This window comes from Bacillus gobiensis (assembly GCF_001278705.1).
GTDB lineage: Bacteria > Bacillota > Bacilli > Bacillales > Bacillaceae > Bacillus > Bacillus gobiensis.
In genome coordinates, this window is sequence record NZ_CP012600.1 from 2,445,289 (window position 1) to 2,469,132 (window position 23,844).

General features: G+C 39.5%; 21 protein-coding genes and 2 pseudogenes. 4 read left to right on the top strand and 19 right to left on the bottom strand.

Features of this window, described 5'->3' with window-relative positions; genetic code table 11:
- Nucleotides 1-5: 5 nt before the first annotated feature.
- Genes AM592_RS12310 through AM592_RS12320 form a run of 3 tightly spaced genes read right to left on the bottom strand, consistent with a single transcriptional unit; the run spans nt 6 to nt 2,502 of the window.
- Nucleotides 6-851 (bottom strand): FAD binding domain-containing protein, encoded by an 846-nt coding sequence (locus AM592_RS12310; RefSeq protein ID WP_082363987.1) that lies wholly within the window; start codon nt 849-851, stop codon nt 6-8.
- Nucleotides 848-1,471: an NTP transferase domain-containing protein gene (locus AM592_RS12315; RefSeq protein WP_053604056.1), complete on the bottom strand. Its 624-nt coding sequence runs from the start codon at nt 1,469-1,471 to the stop codon at nt 848-850. The genes AM592_RS12310 and AM592_RS12315 overlap by 4 nt, the downstream gene beginning before the upstream one ends.
- Nucleotides 1,468-2,502: an XdhC family protein gene (locus AM592_RS12320; protein ID WP_053604057.1), complete on the bottom strand. Its 1,035-nt coding sequence runs from the start codon at nt 2,500-2,502 to the stop codon at nt 1,468-1,470. The genes AM592_RS12315 and AM592_RS12320 overlap by 4 nt, the downstream gene beginning before the upstream one ends.
- Before the next feature lie 332 nt (nt 2,503-2,834).
- Between AM592_RS12320 and AM592_RS12325 the strand changes: the two genes are divergently transcribed.
- Together AM592_RS12325 and AM592_RS12335 are read left to right on the top strand one after the other, a co-directional pair.
- The gene (locus AM592_RS12325; protein WP_053604058.1) at nt 2,835-5,519 is read left to right on the top strand and encodes a tetratricopeptide repeat protein; all 2,685 of its coding nucleotides are present in this window, start codon (nt 2,835-2,837) and stop codon (nt 5,517-5,519) included.
- Between the two features lie 823 nt (nt 5,520-6,342).
- On the top strand, nt 6,343-7,128 hold the full coding sequence (locus AM592_RS12335) for an SDR family oxidoreductase (protein WP_053604060.1): 786 nt from the start codon (nt 6,343-6,345) through the stop codon (nt 7,126-7,128).
- A 103-nt stretch (nt 7,129-7,231) separates the two neighbouring features.
- On the opposite strand, the pseudogene AM592_RS24650 reads toward AM592_RS12335, so the two are convergent.
- From AM592_RS24650 to AM592_RS12355, 5 genes and pseudogenes are all read right to left on the bottom strand, one after another.
- Nucleotides 7,232-7,591, bottom strand: a pseudogene (locus AM592_RS24650) (IS4 family transposase); the annotation flags it as partial.
- Nucleotides 7,592-7,890: 299 nt separating this feature from the next.
- Nucleotides 7,891-8,235: a GNAT family N-acetyltransferase gene (locus AM592_RS12340; RefSeq protein WP_225970221.1), complete on the bottom strand. Its 345-nt coding sequence runs from the start codon at nt 8,233-8,235 to the stop codon at nt 7,891-7,893.
- Nucleotides 8,236-8,447: 212 nt separating this feature from the next.
- Nucleotides 8,448-8,817: pseudogene (locus tag AM592_RS12345) on the bottom strand (DUF6262 family protein).
- Entirely contained in the window at nt 8,810-8,989 is a 180-nt protein-coding gene (locus AM592_RS24655) for a hypothetical protein (RefSeq protein WP_225970222.1), read from the bottom strand. The pseudogene AM592_RS12345 and the gene AM592_RS24655 overlap by 8 nt, the downstream one beginning before the upstream one ends.
- 186 nt (nt 8,990-9,175) lie before the next feature.
- Nucleotides 9,176-10,228 (bottom strand): Delta(5) desaturase DesA, encoded by a 1,053-nt coding sequence (locus AM592_RS12355; RefSeq protein ID WP_053604062.1) that lies wholly within the window; start codon nt 10,226-10,228, stop codon nt 9,176-9,178.
- Between the two features lie 882 nt (nt 10,229-11,110).
- Between AM592_RS12355 and AM592_RS12360 the strand changes: the two genes are divergently transcribed.
- A complete protein-coding gene (locus tag AM592_RS12360) occupies nt 11,111-11,314 on the top strand; it encodes a cold-shock protein (protein WP_053604063.1) in 204 nt (67 codons plus the stop codon).
- Nucleotides 11,315-11,593: 279 nt separating this feature from the next.
- On the opposite strand, the gene AM592_RS23790 is transcribed toward AM592_RS12360, so the two are convergent.
- The gene (locus tag AM592_RS23790) at nt 11,594-11,746 is read right to left on the bottom strand and encodes a cold-inducible protein YdjO-related protein (RefSeq protein ID WP_148564365.1); all 153 of its coding nucleotides are present in this window, start codon (nt 11,744-11,746) and stop codon (nt 11,594-11,596) included.
- A 236-nt stretch (nt 11,747-11,982) separates the two neighbouring features.
- Between AM592_RS23790 and AM592_RS12365 the strand changes: the two genes are divergently transcribed.
- A complete protein-coding gene (locus tag AM592_RS12365) occupies nt 11,983-13,383 on the top strand; it encodes a degradosome RNA helicase CshA (protein ID WP_053606102.1) in 1,401 nt (466 codons plus the stop codon).
- Nucleotides 13,384-13,979: 596 nt separating this feature from the next.
- Here the strand turns inward: AM592_RS12365 and AM592_RS12370 are convergent.
- The 10 genes from AM592_RS12370 to AM592_RS12420 all read right to left on the bottom strand — a co-directional run bounded on the left by AM592_RS12370 (nt 13,980) and on the right by AM592_RS12420 (nt 23,776).
- Nucleotides 13,980-14,180, bottom strand: coding sequence for a cold-shock protein (locus tag AM592_RS12370; protein WP_053604064.1), 201 nt, complete (start codon nt 14,178-14,180; stop codon nt 13,980-13,982).
- A gap of 1,034 nt (nt 14,181-15,214) precedes the next feature.
- Nucleotides 15,215-16,612, bottom strand: a complete 1,398-nt coding sequence (sufB, locus tag AM592_RS12380) for a Fe-S cluster assembly protein SufB (protein WP_053604066.1) — start codon at nt 16,610-16,612, stop codon at nt 15,215-15,217.
- A gap of 16 nt (nt 16,613-16,628) precedes the next feature.
- A complete protein-coding gene (gene sufU / locus AM592_RS12385) occupies nt 16,629-17,081 on the bottom strand; it encodes a Fe-S cluster assembly sulfur transfer protein SufU (protein WP_053604067.1) in 453 nt (150 codons plus the stop codon).
- On the bottom strand, nt 17,071-18,291 hold the full coding sequence (gene sufS, locus AM592_RS12390; RefSeq protein WP_053604068.1) for a cysteine desulfurase SufS: 1,221 nt from the start codon (nt 18,289-18,291) through the stop codon (nt 17,071-17,073). The genes sufU and sufS overlap by 11 nt, the downstream gene beginning before the upstream one ends.
- Nucleotides 18,291-19,604, bottom strand: coding sequence for a Fe-S cluster assembly protein SufD (sufD, locus tag AM592_RS12395; RefSeq protein WP_053604069.1), 1,314 nt, complete (start codon nt 19,602-19,604; stop codon nt 18,291-18,293). Before sufD ends, sufS begins: the two co-directional genes overlap by 1 nt.
- A 17-nt stretch (nt 19,605-19,621) precedes the next feature.
- Entirely contained in the window at nt 19,622-20,407 is a 786-nt protein-coding gene (sufC, locus tag AM592_RS12400; RefSeq protein WP_053604070.1) for a Fe-S cluster assembly ATPase SufC, read from the bottom strand.
- Between the two features lie 313 nt (nt 20,408-20,720).
- A complete protein-coding gene (locus tag AM592_RS12405; RefSeq protein ID WP_053604071.1) occupies nt 20,721-21,089 on the bottom strand; it encodes a carboxymuconolactone decarboxylase family protein in 369 nt (122 codons plus the stop codon).
- A gap of 165 nt (nt 21,090-21,254) precedes the next feature.
- Complete coding sequence (gene metQ / locus AM592_RS12410; protein ID WP_053604072.1) at nt 21,255-22,076, bottom strand: methionine ABC transporter substrate-binding lipoprotein MetQ; 822 nt, start codon at nt 22,074-22,076, stop codon at nt 21,255-21,257.
- A 13-nt stretch (nt 22,077-22,089) separates the two neighbouring features.
- Complete coding sequence (locus tag AM592_RS12415; protein WP_053604073.1) at nt 22,090-22,758, bottom strand: methionine ABC transporter permease; 669 nt, start codon at nt 22,756-22,758, stop codon at nt 22,090-22,092.
- A complete protein-coding gene (locus AM592_RS12420; protein WP_053606103.1) occupies nt 22,751-23,776 on the bottom strand; it encodes a methionine ABC transporter ATP-binding protein in 1,026 nt (341 codons plus the stop codon). The genes AM592_RS12415 and AM592_RS12420 overlap by 8 nt, the downstream gene beginning before the upstream one ends.
- Nucleotides 23,777-23,844: the final 68 nt, after the last annotated feature.

Consider the following 23,844-nt stretch of genomic DNA (forward strand, 5'->3'; position numbering starts at 1 on the left):
CTCCTTCATTGAACAAGCTCAGACATTAAAAGGTTTGCCGCTGCTTTCTTACGGTAATCAGCTGAAAGAAAAGCATCAGGCATTGGCTGAAATTCGGAAATCATCGTCTGATAAATATCCTTCATCATTTCCGGAGCAAGCCTTTTGTTTAACAGCTTTTTTTCCGCGTCATACAAACGCTGTGCCTGGATGTCTGCATGCCCTGCAATCAGACGGATAAAAGAAAATTTTTGCTGATTATCCTTCTCATAGCTTCCGGATACAACGACTGACGACCCTATAAATGCTTTTCGTCGTCCGATTTTATGATAAAAGACCTTCCGATTTTCTTCCCTGGGAATGAGGATTCTCGTTATTAGACAATCCTCACGATTATTCTCCAGCCATTCAGCGAGTGGAGTACGAACATAGCCTTCAGTTGTATATAAAACGATCGTGGCATCCATAACCAACAGCAACGGGATGATATCACCCGTTTTAATTGCGACATTTCCGCCGATCGTTGCTTTGTTTCTGATTCCAGGTGACGCTACATGCGAAACTGCTCGGCTTAAAGCAGGCCATTTCCCTTGTATCAATGGGTTACGCCGACAGGAGCTTAGATTTACGGCAGCTCCCAATGATAAAAAAAGTTGGTCTTCTATCAATTCAGCTGTGATCTCCTGAAGGGGGATGACTTGTTCAAGACTTATCAAATTTTGAGGCTTCATGCCCGTCTTCTCCCATTGAAGCTGAAGCCACGTCGCACCCAGAGCAACACAGCCTTTCTCGCTAAGGGAATGCTTCAGCTCAAACGCTTCTTCTATTGTTTTCGGAACAAAAACCTTCGTTGACATTGATGTTTTATTCAATGGCTTGCTCCCCCCTTTGCCTTTTGATAGTCTCGCGGCGTATCAATATCAAAAAAATTCATCGGATCTTCATGAGCAATCGAGAGTCCTTCTCCTAAGCATCCATTTAAGATAAGTTTTTTGGCGCCTTCGTCTCCTTTTAGCTTCAGTAGAAATGGAAAGCATTCCTTTGAAAAGAGGATTGGTGGTCGAATATCGTTTTTGAGTTTCGAAGCTACATACGGTAGAGGTTTTGTACGGCTGGAGTATGTTGACAGTAATCGATTGATGAGCGATACAGAGAGAAACGGCTGATCCGCAAGCATAATTATGATACCGTCAGCACCCATTTCTGCTGCCTTTTTCACACCGCATACAATGGAATAAGACTGTCCCCTATCTGCATCATCACAGCACTCAACGCTCCATTTTTCTTGATTGTTTAGCAGACTCGGATCGACCCAGGCAGCGTGAGGCGTGCTGCTGTTTTCAATTACAATGACTTGATCAAGCTTTGACTGAATCGCTGCCTTTAAGCTTAAACTCCCGAGTGTAGTGCCTGACAGCGGGAGGGCAAGTTTATATAGTCCCATTCTCGTACTTTTTCCCGCAGCTAAGTAAATCCCGATCATTGCCTTCATATTCTAATCTGCTTCTTGATTTGAGAATTTTTTAAGCTATTTCGATTTTGCAGAATTTCAGCGATAACGGCTACGGCTATTTCTTCAGGTCCTTCAGCCCCTATTCGTAATCCGATCGGGCTAAAAAAGTGAGCAGGAGGCACCTTTCCTTGAAGAAGCCTCTCGGTCCGCCTGCTCGATCCAAGCAATCCGATGTAGGCGACTCGCTGATCCAGCATATATTCCAAAATGGCTTGGTCGTGCTGAAAATGATGGGTAGCGATAATGATACTGTCACTTTCTCGAAAGGAGATCTGCTTAAGTGCATCGGCAGGGAAACCTGCGATCAGCTTATCTGCTCTTGGAAAATTAAAAGTATTGCACAGCGCAGATCGCCAATCAGAGACAATGACCGAAAAGCCTGAAGTTGAAGCCAATTCAGCAATCGGTATCGTATCGATCCCCGCTCCGAACAAGAATACCCTTGGCTTTGGCTCACATCGCTGGATGTACGTTGTGCCATCATCTTTTTTTATGAGAACCGTTTTGCTGACTTTTGCTATTTGCTCTCTTTCATATGTGGAGAGCTCTTTATTCCATACGCCAAATTCTTCAGTTTCCGTTAGAAATAAATAGTCTGTGACTTGATTTTTATCATTCAGCTTTTTCACCATCGTGACCGGACTGCCTTTATGAAATGCCGATTTTACTTTTGCTAAATTCAACTTCAGCTCAGCATCAATCCGTTCAAGCAGAACGTACACAACACCGTTGCAGCCGACACCTAAGCCCCATGAAAGATTGTCGTCACTGCTCATATCGTAGGCAACTAGCTTCGACGAAAATCCTTTCGGAAGCTGAATCGACCTTTCATACAAATCTTCCTCCAGGCAGCCGCCGCTTAAAACACCTGTTCTAGAACCTCCCTCTTCCAAGAGCATCATCGTTCCTGCTTTACGATAGGAGGAACCGTCCACGCGAATAATCGTCGCAAGCACAGAATCTTCCGTTGTGTAATCCAGAGCATTCAATATTTGATGAATCGTATCCATAAATGAACCTCCAATTGCACTTGCTGTGTTGGTTACTTTTATCTATAAAACTATATTTTTTTAGTTAACTTGTATAAAATCATAAAGCAGATCATCCGGAAAAACATGTATGATGTGAGATTATATTACATTGCAATCAGAAAAATTCGAGAATAACATTTTTTAATTGCATTATGTTACATTATAGAAAAACTACTTAGTTCGTTCTGTTTTGTACAAAATGCATTAAATTGAAAAGGAAATGAAAACTTGCCGCAACTTATTTTTGATACACTAATAGGTAAGCATTCTTTTTTATACGAATGACATAGTCGAAAAGCCCGGAGGTTACCATGACTTCACAATTAATTAATAAAACATTTTATAAATCATTTATAGACGAGCACGAAACAAAGCATCCCATTCTTGTGCTGGCTGAAAATCATCTGGCCGAGCGTCAAGAGGAGTCAAACGACTTGAGTGCTGTACGGTACGCCCAAGGAGAGGTTTATTTTCATCACAAGGATTATGAAGCAGCTATCTTCAAATGGGAAAATATTGAGGGCGAGCTCGGGAATTGGTCCCGGAAAAATATTGCCGATTCATATTATGAGCTTAAAGACCTGACATCGGCAGAAGACATTTACACATCGATAAAAACCGACGATAAAACCCTATTATCAGAAATCTATTTAAAGCTCTTTTTCCTTTACCAAGAAAGAAATAAGACAGATCGTACATACGCGATATTAAAAAAAGCACTGCATCTGGATCCTGATTATCCAATGGTAACTGAACTGGCCCGCCGTTTTTATGAGGAGGAACGGGATGATCAGAATGCGACCGAGCTTGCAATAAAAGAAGCGATTCGCACAGAGGATATTCAATGGTTCCATGTGCTAAAAGAGTATGTCGAGCAAGAACGAGCTGGGACTGCTGCGCCGGAAGATTTCTATGAGGTGCTGATCGTGCTTTACAGAATAGATCAGCGGAAATTTGTCCAGTTAATTGCTGCATTGTGGAACCACTTCCGCCTTCAAGGCTCAATGTTCCCTTGGTTAGAAACGGTAAACAATATTTTCTTAAACATTGAAGTGCAGCCATTTGAGTCATGGCAAAGCGTGTCTGCTTTATATAAGGATACTTACTCAAGCCTCATTAACGGACAGTACTACATAAATAAAATTCAGCCTATCGTTCCAACTTTGCTTGTGAATTGGCTCAAAATATCCGTGAAGGAAGAGCAATTACTTGCTGCATCAGCTGTGCTTGCATGGAATGAAATCTCACCTGCTTCCTTTGATGAAAACACGATCCATCGCGCTCAACAGACGATTTCTGACAATCATATTGATGCGGTTTCTGTAGACGATATTAAAGCATTGATAAAGACGATTACGAACTTTGGTAAAACCAATGAATTATCACCTGGCAACCGAAGCTTATGGTGGATCAATAAGCTTACTGAAAAATCGACAAGCTACATTATGCTCGCTGGTTTTCATGAAAATAAATTGATCCATCAGCTGCTTGGAGATCAGATTTTGACTCCGAATTCACAAGCAGCAATCATTTATTCCAGTGAAAATCCTGCAGAAGCACATGAAATTTCCGATCAAGGCATCCGAAAGATTACGAGTTTATCAGAAACAGGTGAAAAAGAGCCGACGAGGTCGGGCAAAGATTTTATTGAAATTCAGTCTCCGAATCTTCCTTTTGATGAAGAGAAAAAGTATGCCTGGATCCACGTTCCAAGCAATAAAAATGCTATGCAGCGCTATTTACCTTTGGCTGACGGGCTTCTTTTCCAGCTGGAAGCAAAAGAAGCATTTAACCTTTCAGAATTGGACTTTCTATTAAATATCCGGGAACAGGACCCAACCTTAGCCATTCATTTTGCTATAACAGGAAAAGACTCGCTTGATGGCTCTGATACTGTAGAATTCCTTCAAGAAACGAAGGGGAAAATTAAAGAATATTTCCCGGATGCAGAGGTATTTACTTTTAATGATCACCATGATTGGAATACCTTTTTGCAGACCGTTGATTCTTCTTTGGCTCGATTCCAAGCTCGCAGACTAAAAGAAAAGCTGTTGTTTATGGCTCAAATTTTGACCAAAGATATTATCAAGAAAAAGGAAGATACAGAAAACGAGTACCTTGATTTAATCAATTGGAACAAGGACATTCTTTCAAGATTGGAAGGGTTCATTTACCACTACAATGACAGAGAAGCTGAGAGTATTCAAGAAATCACCAGCTCATATAAAGGGTTAATTAATGAAACAGAAAAGCAAATGAAAGAAAAAATCCCTGAAATTATTCGTAAATCAACGACACATATGAATGAAAAGAGCGACTTCCGGAAAATTCATATTGAATTAAATAAAAAAATGAATGAAGGGATTCAAGCCTATCTGCAAGACGAGCTTCTCCCATCACTTACCCGCTCTCTTGAAGAATGGCTCAATCAGGCAAAGGCAACACTTTCTGATAGCCAAGTCTATCTAAATGAAATGAGCGATACCTTTAATAGCTTATACGGAAAAGAAAAATTAAAGCTGGCATGTGATTTTCGAATCTTTGAAGATTGGAAACGAGATCTTGGCCGAATGACCGGAAGAGCCCAAATTGAACAGGAAAACATTTTGCTAAGATCAAAACCCGCTCAGCTCTTTCTTAAAGGCGCAGGCAAGCTATTAGGCGGACTTTCCAACCAAAAATCCGTACTTTATAACCAGTACAAAAAATATATTGAAAACGAAAGCTACGAGGAAGTCGCCAATTCAATCACGAGAAAATTTCTTTTGCAATTTGAGCTTTTCAAACAAGCGCTGGAGCACGACATCAACATGTTCTATCAAAATCCTTATCAAGAAATAACTGAAACGATCGATGAAACAAAGAATAACATCGAAACCAGCCAAAACGCTCTTGATACAATAAGGGCAAATCCGGAACAATACACCGATCCGCTGACATTGTTTGACTTAAAACGAACTCAGTATGAATGGCTTGTAAAAGGCTCTGGAAGATGATTTAGGTAAAAGAGGGTGCCTCGCAGGATTTACTGCGAGGCACTTTTTAGTAGGAAAGAAGGAACTAGTGTGCAGGTACGAGCCTATGGAATGAGCGGTTCTACTTGGTTTTTTAAAAAACTAGAATCAGGTTTCAAAATGGGGTAACACCGTCAAAACGCATATTCTATACGTTAAAACTGAAAGACCTAATATATAAGGATTTTATTGCGAACAACCAAAAAGGATTTCTGTCACATCTGCTCGCCAAGGAATTTACTACACAATGCCAATGCATGTCGCTATATCAAAGATTTTAGTAGCGTAGAAAAAATAGAGAACAAGCGCCGTCAGTAGTTAAACAATGATGAAAAGAATAGGTGAACATTTTGCCATCTTCCCTACCTTAACAGCCTTGATCGTGCCTTTCTGCAGAGCAGGCTGGTTACCAGTAAAGCAATGCTAAAAATAGTTCCTAGTATCTGATCGATTAGAAAAATTCCCGTCCTGATGTACTGAACAATAAAAGTCCCACCGAATATACCAATAGCGAGAATTGCCAGTATGATAAGGGTAAGGGCAATATTCAATTTTTTCATTTCCTTCCCCTTTTCTTTTTTGCTAAATATGTAATGAACTGATTACTTACATTATCTTTTCCGTTTCTGTTTCCATTTTAACAAAATTTTCCGATTTTTATTATGATCCGGTCAATTTTTCATTTCTTTACTACCGTCACCGGCTTATGGACTGGAAACACGGTTGTTTAACTTATCTATCAAAGGGAAGACAAACAAAGGGAAGACAAAATCTAGTGACTTTTCAAATACAGGAGGCGTATCAATTGGCAAAAACAATTTTTATTACTGGTGCAGCGACCGGACTTGGTAAAGGAACAGCGATCGGATTGGCAAAGAAAGGACACCGTGTGATTGCACCGGTGGAAATCAATGCACAGGTCACGTCGCTTCGGGAAGATGCCAGTGCAGCAGGTGTGGAACTCGAAGTATTTAAGATGGATATCCGTAATCCAGAAGACAGAAGCCAGATGGCTGAATATGATTTTGATATATTTGTCGCCAATGCGGCAATCAATGAAGGCGGTCCGCTTGGTGAAGTGCCGATGTCAATTTTCCGTGACATCTTTGAAGTGAATGTTTTCAGCACACTGGAAACCGCCCAGATTGCGGCTCGGAAGTTCGTCCAAAAAGGCGAAGGGAAAATCATTTTCATGTCTTCAATGGCTGGCATTATGACTTCCCCTTACAGCGGCCTCTACGCAGCTTCCAAGCATGCAATTGAAGCAATGGCGAAAACAATGCAAAAAGAACTGGAACAGTTTGATGTTAAAGTAGCGACTATTAATCCGGGACCGTTTGCGACCGGCTTCAACGATCGTGCCGTTGAGGCTAAGTGGAAATGGTTTAATGAAGAAATCCATTATTCACCGGCCGATGAAATGAAGGAAATCGACAAAGGAATGGCCAACCAGTTCGATCCACAGGAAATGATCGATAAAATGGTCGAAGTCATCCCACTCGATTCTCATAAATTCCGTACCGTCTATCCGCCAAAAACAGAAGAACAAATGAAAGAACAGGAAAGAGAGAGCTGGGAAAAAGAAATATAAATGGAAAAGGTGTCAGACACCACGTGCAGGAAATATTCCTGCGATGTCTGGCATCTTTTTTGTGCCACAACCAATCAGTTTTCCGTTGCCGGCTGCCTGGCTTCCGCCCGAACTGAGAAGCGTAATGATGAGAAAGAACCTTAGAGGTATTCAACTTTTGATTAATCAAACAGGTTAACACCTGATGTAAAATCTTTACAGGAGAAGGATTAAATCGTTGATTGAGTCCTTCAGGACTTATCAAGACTCCCGTTGAAGATTCTAGACAACTACATAACTGTGTTAGGGACATACTTGCTACTTTTTGGCTTAACCACACGCACAACGCAATTAAATCTTAGGCTTGGAACTTACTCGTCCTTTGAACAAAACCTACCTTTTTGGCCAACTGATGAAGAGCTTATGGAGACAGATATCGTTGCAATTCCTGTGAAAAGAGGGTAAGTTCGTCTAAAACTTTCACGATACATAAAAAACACCTTCCTTTCCATCATATTACAGAAAGAATAGCGTTTTTTTTCGTTTTTGGGGTAATGATTTGCACTAACTTGATGGGCATGTGGCGGTACCCCTACTATAAAATGTCTTAAGTTATGTTATCAAGACCTAAATCGCAGAAAGTCATAAAAACTAAAGGGCGATACATATTAGTCATGTATAATATGTATCGCCCTTTTACTTCTTGCTCAATACTCGTGCTCCTTTAACTGAAGAATGTTCATCTGTATTTTATGTAATAATCTGACTCAACTAAAATGGCACTTAGACCTTTTCCCATCCCATTAAAAACTCTTCCTCGTCAGTCTGTTCATCGAATAATTCTTCTTTTATTACAAAGCCATTTCTCAAATAAAAATTAACGGCTTTGTTATTTTTCTTGTACACTTTCAGTTGTATATTTTCCCTTCGTCCTTTTATAAAGTTTAATAATCTTCTTCCGTATCCTTCACCTTGGTGTTTAACATCAATAAACAATGCAGCCATATAATTATCTACCATTGAAATGAAGCCCACAACTTCTTTTTCATTGCTTAGAACATAGGTTTTAGACATTGGAATAACATTGGAATATACTTTTCTTTCATCTCCTTTCGCTGTGATTTCCAATAATCCTTATCAATAAAATCATGTGCGATTAAGGAACCTTCGTACCATATTTCTATTAATTTATTAATTTCTGTTTTTTATTCACTATAATGTTCACGTTATCACCCTCTTAAAATATAGTACGTATAAATCATTATTCAAAATAAGTTTAGTCCAATACGCTTTATTCTACTAAAGGACCGTTTGTTGAACATGCAGGTAACGGTGTTCACTTAGATTTTTTTATAAACTTCTGCATAAGCAAATTTTAACTGCTCACGTAGTTCTTTATTTTCTACATCTAATTTCTTAATTTTACGTTTTAAAGATACTATAATTGCATCTTTATTATTCTCATCAATCTCACGTTTTACCTGTTTTGGAGTTTGAACTTGGGTTTGCTGCTCTCGTAACGATTCAATTCGTTCTCGTATTTCTTGCTTGTTATATAAAGTAGCTTTGCTAATTCCTGCTTCCTCTGCAACACTATTAAAGTTAATGTTATCATTGGCTTTGAATCGCATCATCAACCGTTTTACGAGTCTTTGCTTTTCTTGCTTCATGCACTTGTTTCAAATGCTCTCTGCGATCATATTTAGCCATTTAAATCACCTTGCTTTTGTTTTACACGTTCTAATCGACCAAAAATTATGTTACCTTGCTTGATGGTGTTTAGGATATCTTCATATCTCTTTAAATTAGTACGATTCTTTTCCGCAGTGTCATAACGTCCGCGCTCCTCCAGTACTTTTATCATCTTTGCAGTCGTTTTCATATGTAGTTCATATTTTTGTACATCTAGCTCTGAAAAACCGACCGCAAGATCCTTACATGGACTACCACCATTGCACGTCCCATAAAATCGAACCTGGAACAGGGAGTTTCTATAGAGCATACGAGGAAGAAATAAACGAATCCAGGTGTTTTTTATTAGAATTGAATGATTTTATCGTATGGATATTCAATTTTTATCGAGTTTTGGTCTTTTGTTATTTAACTTCATACGCGTATTTTTATTGTCTACTAGATGCTTAATTTCTTTGAAGCTTACAAAACTTTTATTTTGTTGATCAAAAAGCCGAAAACGAAGGGATTTCAGGCTTGTTCTTAGTGTAATTGTTGTCGCTTTGTGCAACGGTGGCGTATATTCATGAGCTTTCTCTAAATTGTAGTTTGGCACTCTAGGAGCCAAATGATGTACATGGTGAAAACCAATATTACCAGTCACCCATTGTAGAACTTTAGGGAGCTTGTAATAGGAGCTACCATCAACTGCAGCCTTCACGTAATCCCACTCTTTATCGTTCTCAAAATAGGAATCCTCAAATTGATGCTGTACGTAAAATAGCCAAATTCCAAGTGATCCTGCTACAAAAAGGATGGGAGTTTGAACTAGCAGAAAAGCTTGCCAACCAATAGCCCAACACAAAAGTGCATACACCGCAACAATTGAGAAATTGGTCAAATACGTGTTTAAACGTTCCTTACGTTTCGCGTCTTTTCGATTCAATCGATTAGAAACTAAGAACAGATAGATGGGACCTAATCCAAACATAACAATTGGATTGCGGTAAACTCGGTAGGCTAACCGGCTCCAGGAGGAAGCTGCAATATACTCATCAACTGTCATGACCCACACATCACCAGTTCCTCGTTTGTCTAAGTTGCTGCTCGTGGCATGATGTATCGAGTGGCTTCGTTTCCACTGTTCATACGGAAACATTATTATGACCCCACTGATTGTACCAAGGATATTATTCGCTTTTCGGCTTTTGAAAAATGATTGATGACAACAATCATGGAAAATAATGAAGCTTCGCACGACGAACCCGGCTGTAACAATAGCTAATAGCAGTGTTAGCCAATAAGAAACCGACAAACTCTGATAAGCTAGAAACCAAAGTAGTAAAAACGGAAGGAATGTATTTATCAATTGCTTTATACTTGATTTCGTATTGGGTTTTTCAAAAGGTGCTACATTTTTTCTTAATTCAGTCGTTTTTTGTTTGCTCATGTGTTCCTCCTTAAATCTTTACCGTGTTTAATATTCAACTCTTCTTTATATTTATAGTAGACCATAGTAACTGATAATAAAAGATATAAACGTCAAGTAACTAGTATGACAACTGTCATACATAGGTGGATGTATTTTTTAATGAAAGGAAAAGGATGTGGAGAAAAATTCATTTTCATTAAAGTACTAGCACTATTTCAGTCATAGATATTTAAAAGTGCTCATAAACGTGTATCTTTCCAACAGGTTTTGAGCCACTACTTTTTAAATATAATGCGAACAAAAAACTTCCTCTCTATGATGACTAGGATAAGGTAGTTTCTTCAGAGCTATGAATTTTCAACTGTCGTTCATTTTGTGATGAAAACTTTTTAACCATTTCATCATGTTACGCTCCGAAGTTCTTGACATTTTATGAGTATCTTCATCATTCACGCATACTCACGTACCAGTTGCCCTTGTCATCTTCATTTAATCTATATACCTTATCGGTTGTTTCTACTATCTGTATAAAAGTCTCCATCCTTCAGTCCTAAACAATCCCCCCTATACCATGTATATACCCGGTATTATTACCCGAACTATCAATTTTATAAAAAATTTCATATACGCAAAAATGATGAAAGGCAAATGAAATTATTTACTATTAGTAGATTTAAATTCGTCCTTTTCTAAACAAGGTTTTTACACTTTAAAGATTTATCTACTTTCCTGGATTTGCTATATTCAGTTCTATATGTTATGCTTAACTTAATTATTTTTGTTCGGTGTAAGATTGTGAGAATAGAAATCTCTTCAATAGAAAATTTTTATCTTGAGATAGTATAGTTGAACAAGGGTAGTAATACAAGTGTGGGGCATCCCACAACAGGAGGTAATATTATGGAACAAGGTACAGTGAAATGGTTTAATGCAGACAAAGGATTCGGTTTTATCGAGCAAGAAGGTGGAGACGATGTATTCGTACATTTCAGCTCTATTCAAGGCGAAGGCTTTAAATCATTAGACGAAGGTCAAAAAGTAACGTTTGATATTGAACAAGGGCAACGTGGCCTACAAGCTGCTAACGTTCATAAAGTAGCATAATCAGAGTAAAAAAGACTCCATCTGGGAGTCTTTTTTACTCTTGATTTCACTAGCTAGAAAAAAACATATGATATCTACTTTTAAAATCTCGGTATAATAAAAAAAACCAGAGTTTTAAGTCTGGTTTTTGGACAAAACAAATGGAACAAGGTATGGACTAGTTATATCATACATTAGAAATATAAAGCAAATATGGCTTGTTTGTTTGGTAAGAAGTTTAAATTCAGTTAAAAAAGTGCCAGAAGTTCTTTAAGGATTTATACAAAAGGCGGGCATAAATTATTTTGGATGGGGATTAGGAGACGCATCTAAAAGCCGTTCTCCAGATCTCATTTTATGGTCACACAAAGGACACTTTTGATGGTTTTGATAAGAGAAATTTTTTCTCATCCAACCATTCCACTCTTCTGATTCGCATTCCCAAATCTCTATTCGTTCTCTAGTAAGGGCTCTTGATTTTTCTTCCTATGGTTATAATACAGAATTTATAAATACACGTAAGCGTGGATAAAATAAGGTTTGAATTCGTCTTGGACAGATACCTTAAAACAAGATGTTCGTTGATAGTAACATTGATTTACAATACGCAGGAATGAATAAGCAACACCTCTGTTTGAAGAGTACTTTTCTCATTTCTGAATTTAAGTAAGAGAAGGAGCATGAAACATTTGAAAAATTTTTCCGATTTTCATTTAAGTAAGGACATTGAAAAGGCCGTTCATAACTTGGGTTTTGAAGAGGCTACGCCGATTCAGGCTGAAGCTATTCCGATAGCTATGACGGGTAAAGATCTAATTGGACAGGCTCAAACAGGCACTGGAAAGACAACAGCTTTTGGTATACCCCTTATAGAGCGAGTTGAGCTTGGTGCTAAAACGATTCAGGGAATCGTTTTAGCACCGACACGTGAACTGGCGATTCAAGTAGCTGAGGAGTTAAATCGAATTGGACAGGTAAAAGGAGTTCAAACGTTACCTATTTATGGGGGACAGGATATTAGTCGCCAAATCAAGGCGCTTAAGAAAAGACCACATATTATCTCAGCAACGCCAGGCCGTCTTATGGACCATATAAAAAGAAGAACCATTCGTTTAAATCATATTCGTACGGCAGTTCTAGATGAAGCAGATGAGATGTTAAACATGGGCTTTATTGAAGATATCCAAACGATTCTTGGTGGTATCTCTTCTCCCCATCAAACCTTATTATTTTCAGCAACCATGTCCAAGCAAGTACAAAGTTTAGCACAGAAATTTATGAACACTCCTGAACTCGTGAAAGTAAAAGCGAAGGGGTTAACGGTAAAGAACATTGAGCAACAGTATGTGGAAATTCCAGAAAATAGAAAATTTGATGTTCTTTGTAATCTTTTAGATCTTCAATCACCAGACCTTGCTATTGTGTTTGGACGCACAAAAAAACGGGTGGATGAACTTGCCGAAGGGCTGAAAAAACGTGGGTATGCAGCAGAAGGCATTCATGGAGATCTTACACAATCAAAACGGGCCGATGTGATTCGTCAATTCAAGGAGCATACTATTGAGATTATGGTCGCAACCGACGTTGCAGCAAGAGGACTTGATATTACAGGTGTTAGCCACGTCTATAATTTTGATATTCCTCAGGATCCTGAAAGCTATGTTCATCGTATTGGTCGAACAGGGCGGGCAGGTACTAAGGGATTGGCGGTTACCTTTATAACCTCGAGAGAACGTCATCACTTAAAAGTAATTGAAGATGTCACGAAAACAAGCATGTCTAGACAATCACCTCCCACTTCTAGTGAAGTAATGGCAGGAAATCAGGAAGCAATCGTTCACCGTGTTTTGACCGCCATCGACAAAAGAGAGTTAGGGGAATATAAACCTACGGCGGAAAAGTTATTAGAAGAAGTGGATTCTGTTACCTTATTGTCAGCCACTTTAAAGCTCTTAACAAAAGAATCGAATATGACTCCTGTTCAATTAACTGAAGTGCCACCACTTCGTAATAGAAAGGCAAAAACAGAACGCAAGAGAAGTAGAGGCAGAAAAGAAGCTGCAGGCCGTAAAAAGACTTATAGAAGATAAGCCTTTATTGTTTTATGACTATATACTTTCCTAGTAGGTATCGATCTTGATCGCTCCGTAAAGTGTCAAAAACAACGAACCTTTTCTGGACCAACTATCGAAGAAAGATTGCTTACTTTTTGAACACATCTATCGGAAGAAAACCTACACGGATTGATGTAAGCCTTTCTCAGCTCTACTATAAGAATACGGTAACTTAAATGGTTAATCCTTATGATTAGGGAGAACTAAACAACATCAGGCGAAAGAACGAAATAAAATAAAGAAACGTGTGAGATTTAAATTGTGTCTCACAATAAATAAAATTAAAAGTTTTATTATGTCTGATACTCGAGAGGATGATGGCTATGAGCGCGGAAATATTTCGTAATGGGGAAATAGTAAATATAAGAGGATCGAATGAATTAGTAACAGTCTTAAAAAGTCATTATGTAAAAAATATGAAAAGATACTCTTATGTAGTCAATAAATATCCCAGTACTTTTTTCTTTGAAGAAGAATTAATGAAACATGAAAAATAGTGAATAAGGTTGATATAAAAATCTTTTTAAGTAAAAACAGACTCTGGAAATAGAGTCTGTTTTTATTAGGGTCTCTTATGCTTTACGTACGTTTGTCGCTTGTGGGCCACGTTGGCCTTGTTCAATATCAAACGTTACTTTTTGACCTTCGTCTAATGATTTAAAGCCTTCGCCTTGAATAGAGCTGAAATGTACGAATACATCGTCTCCGCCTTCAACTTCGATAAAACCGAATCCTTTGTCTGCATTAAACCATTTCACTGTACCTTGTTCCATAATATTGCCTCCTAGAATATAAAAAATACACCAGATTATAAGCCAAAGGCCGGGTTTATATTTATCTCCGTAAACATTCTCTGATGGAAATAAATCAGGAACCAAAATATTTATAGTTTCGGACGGATGCCTGGAGCGCTAGAAAACATGTATCAGCTGCGGAAAATCCAGAAAGTTTTCCGAAAGAATTAATGGCAGCCGGGTATAACCTAGATGATTTGGACGAGTGGATTTTAACGATTGAAACGCAGGTTACTTCAAGTGGTCGGTCGTTTAAATTATGACACATTTGCGAAGGTATGAGAAAATGAAAGTGTATGTAGTCCTTCATCAAGAAAATCAAAATAGCAGTTTTTTTCGTAGTGACAAAACTAAAATCGGTTCCATGCTTGGGAAAATTTGTTCATTTTCGCCATAGATGAACGAAAGCGAGCCCCCGTAAGGGAATACTCGCTTTTTATTTTTTGGGACTGCAAAATCATTATCCCATAAAAGATGACATTGCGAAACATCGGGAGGAATCGGGGAAGAGAGTCAGACAAAGAAAGATTACCTGTTTCAGCTTGACTCTTCCATGTATAAAGTAAATCGATTGGATAAGAATCAGGAGTAACATCAATTTCATTTGCGCATCTCCCACAGAGCCAAATACCATTTTTCACATTTTTTCTTTCTTCTTTTGTCATATAATGAAGAAAGACTTGAAGGAAAAGTATGATTTTCCTGAAACCGTCTATGACCCAAAGGGAAAGCCTTATCCTGCCAAGTTAGAAACCTATTATTATGATCTGCTGTTCGATTATAAAATTAATTGGGATTGCAGCCTAAAAGAGTCTGCCTATCGAAGGTAGGGATATTTATGACCAATTCATCCAATAATCGAGATCGTTACTCTGGGTGATTGCACAATTACAAGGCTTAAATAGTAGCCTGGGTACTCCTTTAGTAGTATTCAGCCTTCCCCCTGCAGGAAAGAAGATAGCAAAATAAAAAAGATTCGGCAGGATTTCCCGCCGAACCTTTGTAAGTCTGAATTATCCAATTGAACCTTCCATTTCGAACTTGATCAGACGGTTCATTTCGACTGCATATTCCATTGGAAGTTCTTTTGTGAATGGTTCGATAAAGCCCATGACGATCATTTCTGTGGCTTCTTCTTCTGAGATTCCGCGGCTCATCAAGTAGAAGAGCTGTTCTTCAGAGACTTTAGAAACCTTCGCTTCGTGCTCTAGAGAAATGTTGTCGTTCAAAATTTCGTTATATGGGATTGTATCAGATGTTGATTTGTTATCCATAATCAACGTATCACATTCAATGTTTGAGCGGGCGCCTTCCGCTTTTCTTCCGAAGTGGACGATTCCGCGGTAGGTTACTTTTCCGCCTTGTTTTGAAATAGATTTAGACACGATGGTTGATGATGTGTTTGGAGCCAAATGAATCATTTTCGCTCCCGCATCCTGATGCTGCCCTTTACCTGCAAGAGCGATACTTAGCGTCATACCGCGAGCGCCTTCGCCTTTTAGAATAACGGCAGGGTATTTCATTGTTAATTTACTTCCAATATTGCCGTCGATCCATTCCATCGTTGCTCCTGCTTCGCAGACCGCACGCTTTGTCACCAGATTAAAGACATTGTTTGCCCAGTTTTGAATTGTCGTGTAACGGCAGTATCCACCTTTTTTCACAACAATTTCAACAACAGCACTGTGAAGAGAGTTTGTTGTATAAACAGGGGCTGTACAGCCTTCAACGTAATGCACGGAAGCTTCTTCATCCACGATAATCAGCGTTCTCTCAAACTGACCCATGTTCTCTGAGTTAATGCGGAAGTAAGCTTGAAGCGGCGTCTCCACCTTTACACCTTTTGGTACATAGATGAAAGATCCTCCTGACCAAACAGCTGAGTTCAGAGCAGAAAATTTATTGTCAGTTGGCGGAATCGTTTTTGCCCAGTGCTCACGGAAAATATCTTCATTTTCTCTTAGTGCGCTGTCTGTGTCTTTAAAAACGATACCTTGGGATTCAAGATCCTCTTGCATATTGTGGTAAACAACCTCTGATTCATATTGTGCAGATACACCAGCCAAGTATTTTTGCTCAGCTTCTGGAATCCCCAGCTTGTCAAAGGTTTGTTTAATTTCTTCAGGTACTTCATCCCAAGATCTTTCTGAGCGTTCAGAAGGCTTGACGTAATAAGTGATCTCATCAAAGTTAAGAGCGTTTAAATCTCCGCCCCATTGAGGCATCGGCATTTCATAAAAGTGCTCTAATGATTTCAAACGGAAATCGAGCATCCACTTAGGTTCATCTTTCATACGTGAAATTTCTTGAACGATTTCTTTCGTTAGCCCTCGTTCTGAACGGAAAATGGAAACGTCTCTGTCGGCAAAACCATACTTGTATTCACCAATTTCAGGCATTTTTTTAGCCATCCATTTTCACTCCTTTTTATGATTTGTCGCCAGCGTTTTCATCTGTGGCGACTCCTTTTTCAAGTGCTTTCCAAGACAATGTGGCACATTTGATTCTTGCAGGAAACTTGGATACTCCTTGCAATGCTTCAATATCTCCAAGGTCAATTGAATCGTCGTATTCATTTCCCTGCATCATATCAGAAAAAATCTTCGACATATTGAGGGCTGTCTCTATATCTTTCCCCTTAATCGCCTGGGTCATCATACTTGCAGATGCCATGGAGATTGAGCAGCCTTCACCCTCAAATTTCGCATCATCTACTTTTCCGTCTTCAACCTTCATAGTAAGGCGAATACGGTCTCCACAGGTAGGATTGTTCATGTCGACAACAATGCTGTCGTTTAAAACCCCTCTATTTCTAGGGTTTTTGTAATGATCCATGATGACCTGCCTGTAAAGTGTATCTAAATTTGAATTAAAAGACATTTGTGAAATACTCCTTTGTCTTTTGTAATCCAGAAATCAATTTATCAATTTCTTCCTCTGTGTTGTACAGATAGAAGCTGGCTCGTGCAGTTGCTGAAACATTCAACCATTTCATCAATGGCTGTGCACAGTGATGGCCTGCTCTTACAGCTATTCCGTCCCCGTCTAATACGGTTGCAACATCATGGGGATGAACATCCTCTAAATTAAAGGTGACGATTCCTGCTCGATGTTCTGGACCGTACACGGTAACTCCCTCAAATTGCGAGAAACGCTCAAGTGCATATACGGCAAGCTTATGCTCGTGCTCGCTGATTTCATCAAGACCAACCTCTTCAAGGAAATCGATGGCTGCTCCAAGTCCGATGGCTCCGGCGATGATCGGTGTACCGGCCTCGAATTTCCACGGAAGTTCCTTCCAGGTAGATTCGTACAAACCGACAAAATCAATCATTTCTCCGCCGAATTCAACAGGCTCCATGCTTTCAAGCAGGTGCTTCTTGCCATACAGAGCTCCGATGCCGGTAGGGCCGCACATTTTGTGGGCAGAAAGCGCAAAGAAATCACAGTCAAGATCTTGAACATCTACCTTCATATGCGGAGTGCTTTGAGCTCCGTCAACTACTACAACCGCACCATGTGCATGGGCAATTTCAGTAATTTCCTTGATCGGATTAATCGTTCCGAGTACGTTTGATACATGGGTGACAGATACAATTTTCGTATTCGCTGTTACTGTTAGTTTAACATCTTCAATTGAAATTGTACCGTCTTTTTGAAGTGGGATATATTTCAAAGTAGCTCCGGTTGCCTTTGCCGCTTGCTGCCAAGGGATAATATTTGAATGATGCTCCATTGGAGTAATTACAATTTCATCCCCCGGCTTCAGATTGGCTCTCGCATAGCTCTGGGCTACCATGTTTAAGGCGGTTGAAGTTCCTCGGGTAAAAATAATTTCCTGCATTGAGACAGCATTGATAAATTTTCTTACTTTATCACGTGCCCCTTCATATTGATCAGTCGCCTTCGTGCCTAGCGTGTGGACACCTCTGTGCACGTTTGAATTGTAAGAACGATAATAATGGTCGATGGCTTCTATTACAGCCCGGGGTTTCTGAGATGTAGCCGAACTGTCTAGATACACTAGGTCATTCCCATTAACTTGCTGATGAAGGATTGGAAACTGCTCCCGGATTTCCGCCGTATTCATTATCTCACTTTCCTTTCAATTACAGAGACAAGCTGTGTTTTGACCTGTTCAATTGGAAGTGCCTTTACGACAGGTGCCAAAAAGCCGTGAATGACTAAACGTTCTGCTTCTGTTTTTGGAATCCCCCGGCTCATCAAATAGTAGAGCTGAATCGGGTCTACGCGACCAACAGATGCAGCATGTCCCGCTGTTACGTCATCTTCATCAATCAAAAGAATCGGGTTGGCATCGCCTCTGGCTTTTTCACTGAGCATTAACACACGAGATTCTTGCTCTGCATTGGATTTTGAAGCTCCGTGTTCAATCTTTCCGATTCCGTTAAAAATGGATGATGCCGCATCCTTCATAACGCCATGCTTTAAAATATATCCTTCAGAATGCTTGCCATAATGGACAATGCTTGTCGTGAAATTTTCTTTTTGGTTCCCTCTTCCGACGACGACTGTTTTCAAATCACCGATTGTTCCGTCGCCTAAAAGATTAGTCCGATTGTCCGAAATGGTGTCTCCGTCATTCATTAAACCAAGTGCCCATTCGATTTTGCTGTCCCGTCCTTTGGCAACACCACGTCGATTGACATACGTAGTAACACCTTCAGACAAATAGTCAACTGCTCCGTAGGATACCTTGGCATTGGCACCTGTAATGACCTCGGAGATGATGTTGAACACTGCCGATTTTGGATTGACAGTGCTGATATAGTTTTCGACATAAGTGACCGCACTATTGTCTTCAGCAACGATAAGAACGTGATTAAACAATGTTGTGTCAAGACTTTCATGTGTGAAAACTGCTTGAACAGGCTCTTTTATCTCTACATTTTTTGGTACATAAAGAAAGACTCCGCCGTTCATTAATGCAGCGTGAAGAGCTGTTAATTTATGTTCATCGGCTTTGACGCCGTCTTTCATATAATATTTTTCTACCAAGTCGCTGTTCTCACGAGCTGCAGATTGAATATCCTTGAAGATTACACCTTGTTCTTCATACTCTTTTGGAAGAGATACGTAAGACGTGGTATTGTCTCTTTGGATAAATAGGATGCTGTTTTTATTATCCACATCGACCAAGGAACGGATATCATCCGGCAGGTCTTGCAGAGATTCCAGTGCAGCTCCTTCTGATTCATGCTTGTCAAAGCTTGTGAAATTCCAGCTTTTAATATTGGTTTTATCCGGCTTTGGCATTGGCAGATGTTCCGCATCAGCAAGTGCACGTAAACGGAAATCCGTAAGCCAAGCAGGCTCTTGGTGTTTTTCAGAATATCCTTTAATATATGCCTGATCGACTGATTGCTTGGTTTCTGATGTCATGATAATCCCCCTAACGCTTACGCTTCTTGACCGATTGTTTCGTCTTCGATGCCAAGCTCTTCTTTAATCCACTCGTAACCTTCTGCTTCAAGGCGTTGTGCCAATTCCGCACCGCCTGATTTAACAACACGGCCTTGCATCATGATATGCACATGGTCAGGAGTGATGTAGTTAAGCAGTCGTTGATAGTGAGTGATAATTAAGCAACCGAAATCTTCACCACGCATTTTGTTAATGCCTTTTGAAACGACTTTAAGGGCATCAATATCCAATCCGGAGTCGATTTCATCTAAGATTGCAATTTTTGGCTCAATCATCATTAGTTGTAGAATTTCATTGCGTTTTTTCTCCCCGCCGGAAAAACCTTCATTTAGATAGCGCTGAGCCATGTCAGGATCCATATCTAGAAACTCCATGTTTTCATCCATTTTGCGGATGAACTTCATAAGAGAAATTTCGTCGCCTTCTTCGCGGCGTGCATTAATTGAAGAACGGAGAAAATCAGCATTTGTCACGCCGCTGATTTCACTAGGATATTGCATGGCAAGAAATAAACCGGCTTTGGCACGTTCATCTACTTCCATCTCTAGTACATCTTGTCCGTCCAATGTGATGCTTCCTTGTGTTACTTCGTATTTTGGGTGTCCCATAATAGCGGCAGACAAGGTTGACTTACCAGTACCGTTCGGACCCATTACCGCATGAAATTCTCCACCTTTTATTTCAAGGTTTACACCTTTTAAGATCTCTTTCCCGTCAATTTCGACATGAAGATCTTTAATTACTAAAGTTGATGCAGCCATTCTTTTTACCTCCAGTATTCTTAACGAAAAATTTAGTTATTCTCAATTTATTCTCATTCTAATTTTATAACAAATTAAAACTGAAAACAACTCTTAATAGTGGTTAAAACGTTACCCTTCAAATAATAAAGTGTACCAAAATAATTGAAAAACATAAAGCATTCCCGAAACCAAAGGGTGGTTACCAACAAAAAACACTTATATATTGATAAAGGATGGAGTGAAGTCCCCATCCCTTTAGCTTGTTTTTATTTACGAGTACAGTGTATCAACAATGGCCGTTAATGAAAAGCAATGTGCAAATTACGCTGAATTAATGCAGTGAATCTTTAAGATCGTTGATGCTTTCTTGAACCAGCGTTACCGCTTGGCTTACAGCTGCTCCTCCGCCAAATGCGGCAGCTACACTTACCGCTTCAAGAATTTCGTCCTCGGCTGCCCCTTCGTCCATACACCCTTTCACATGATAAACAATACAATATTCATCCTGTGAAAAAACGCTGATTCCAAGTGCTATTAGTTGTTTTTCTTTTTTTGATAGAACGCCCTCTTTAAAGCACTCTTCAGTGAACTCATTGTATTTTTCTGCAATCAAGGGCATTTTCTTTGAAAAAAGGCCTAATCCTGCTTTGAAATCATGCAGTGCTGCTTCTGTATGATTTTCCGTATCATGATGATTCATAAGAATTCCCTCCCAATTTTCACTTTTTCACCGTTTAGTATGTACGATTTAAAAAAAGCTATGAAAAATTGATAGCGAAGGCGTTAAAACAGGATGGCTGAGAAAATCAGCATTCGTTAAACCGCAAAAAGCCCGGTTTTCATCAAAACCGGGCTTTCCGTCAATTTATTCTGATACTGGAAGTACAGATCCGTTGTATTTCTCATCGATAAAGCTCTTAATTTCGTCGGAATGCAAAGCTTCAAGCAAAGCTTTAATTTTTTCAGACGATTCATCCCCTTTTCGTACGGCGATGATGTTCGCATAAGGGTTGTTTTCTGGTGATTCAAGTTCAATTGCATCTTTTTTAGGATTTAATTTATTTTGAATCGCGTAGTTCACATTAATGAATACAGCATCGGCTTCATTGTTTTCGTAAGCCTTCGCGGTTAATTCAGGTGCAATTTTTTCGAATTTCAGGTTTTTTTTATTCTCAACTATATCTTTCTCTGTTGCATTTACTGCTTCCACCTTGGAATCCAGTTTAATTAATCCAGATTTTTGAAGAAACGCAAGCATACGTCCTTGCTCAGCCACGTTGTTTGTCAAAATAACTTTTGCTCCGTCCGGAAGCTCGTTTAAAGATTTAACCTTTTTAGAATAGATACCAAATGGTTCAAGATGGATTGCACCGGCATTTACAAGGTCGTAATCATTATCCTTTTTTTCTTGCTCCAAGTACGGAATGTGTTGGAAAAAGTTTGCATCTACTTCTTTTTCAGCTAATGCTTTATTATACATTTTATAGTCGCTAAACGTTTCAACCTTCAATGTATAGCCCTTTTCTTTCAATAGGGGCTCCGCTTCTTCTAAAAGTTCTGCATGAGGTGTTTTCGTTGCTGCAACAACGATTTCTTTACTGTTTGAGTCACCTGCATTATTTGAACCGCAAGCAGTTAAAATGCCAGCAAAAACAAAAATTAATGCACTTAAAATTAGTTTCTTCATTACAAATCCTCCGTTATCGTTTATCAATTTTATTAGTTATCAAATCACCGAACAATTGAATAATAAAGACGATGATTAAAATAAATACAGTCGCGGCTAAGGTTACATCTGTATTGCCAGACTGATAACCTTCTACATATGCAAGATCTCCCAATCCCCCTGCACCGATTGCACCCGCAATAGCAGTTGAGCCAATTAAGGCGATAGCCGTTACAGTGATACCGGAAATAAGTGCAGGCATGGATTCCGGAAGATACACTTTAAAAATTATCGTGGATGTTCTTGCTCCCATCGATTTTGCGGCCTCTACGACACCTTTGTCGACTTCACGCAAGGCGATTTCCACTAAACGTGCATAAAATGGCGCCGATCCGATAACGAGCGCTGGCAGTGCAGCGATTGGGCCTAAAATCGTGCCAACTAAAAACTTGGTAAAGCCGAGCAATAAAATAATTAAAATAATAAATGGAATCGACCTGAAAATATTAACCACTGCCGCGATCAGACTGTTGATCGCTTTGTTTTCCCATAGGTTCCCCTTATCTGTCAAAAAAAGCAGCATTCCCAAGGCAACTCCAATAATAAAGGCAATAAATAACGAGATGATAGTCATATAAATCGTTTCATACGTTGCATTCCAGAGAACCTCCATATCAACGTTTGGAAACCATTTTTCAAACATTTGAAATCACCTCTGCTTCTACCTGTCTTGTCTTGATGTACTCAATGACTTGATTCACTTCAGCCGCATCTCCATCAATATGGATAAATAGTGTTCCGTATGAGCCTTCCTGAGTTTGCGTTATCTTTCCTTGGAGAATGTTTACTTCAACTTGGAAATTACGAATCATGTGAGCGATCAGCGGTTGTTCAGCTGATTCTCCGATAAAAGAAAGACGAACAGTTTTCCCTGATTTCTTTGCTCTGAGAATATGCTGAATCGCTTCCTTTGTTTCCTCGGGCTCAGTAAGCTGTCCAACAAATCGTTTCGTCGTTTGTTCTTTCGGAGTTACGAATACTTTGAGCACGTCTCCTTCTTCTACTACCCGGCCATTATCCATAACAGCCACTCTGTGACAAATTTTTCTGATGACATGCATCTCGTGGGTAATCAACACGATGGTCAAACCGAGCCTTTTGTTTATGTCAGACAGAAGGTCCAGGATTGACTCTGTTGTTTCCGGATCCAAAGCTGAAGTCGCTTCATCACAAAGAAGCACCTTGGGATCGTTAGCCAAAGCCCTGGCGATGCCGACTCTTTGTTTTTGCCCTCCGCTGAGCTGGGATGGGTATGCATTTTCTTTGCCTTCTAAGCCGACAAGGCGAATCAATTCGTTTACTTTGGCGTTCCTTTTTTTTGCACCTACTCCCGCAATTTCAAGAGGAAAAGAAATATTTTCTTTAACGGTTCGGGACCACAGCAGATTAAAGTGCTGAAAAATCATGCCGATTTCCTGTCTCGCCTTACGCAGTGAATTTCCTTTGATTTTGTTTATAGGATTGCCCGCGACTTCAACAGTCCCCTCAGTCGGCAGTTCCAATCCATTTAAAAGGCGAATCAACGTACTTTTGCCGGCACCGCTGTAGCCGATAATCCCAAATATTTCTCCTTGTTCTATCGATAAATCAACGTTCTGTACGGCATGGACTTTATTATGCCCCGTCTGATAGGTCTTAGAGATGTTTATTAGTTTAATCAGTACAATCACCTGTTTCCTTTCAAATCCAATTCCTTCAGCCTAATACTATATAAAAAAACCTTTCCGCG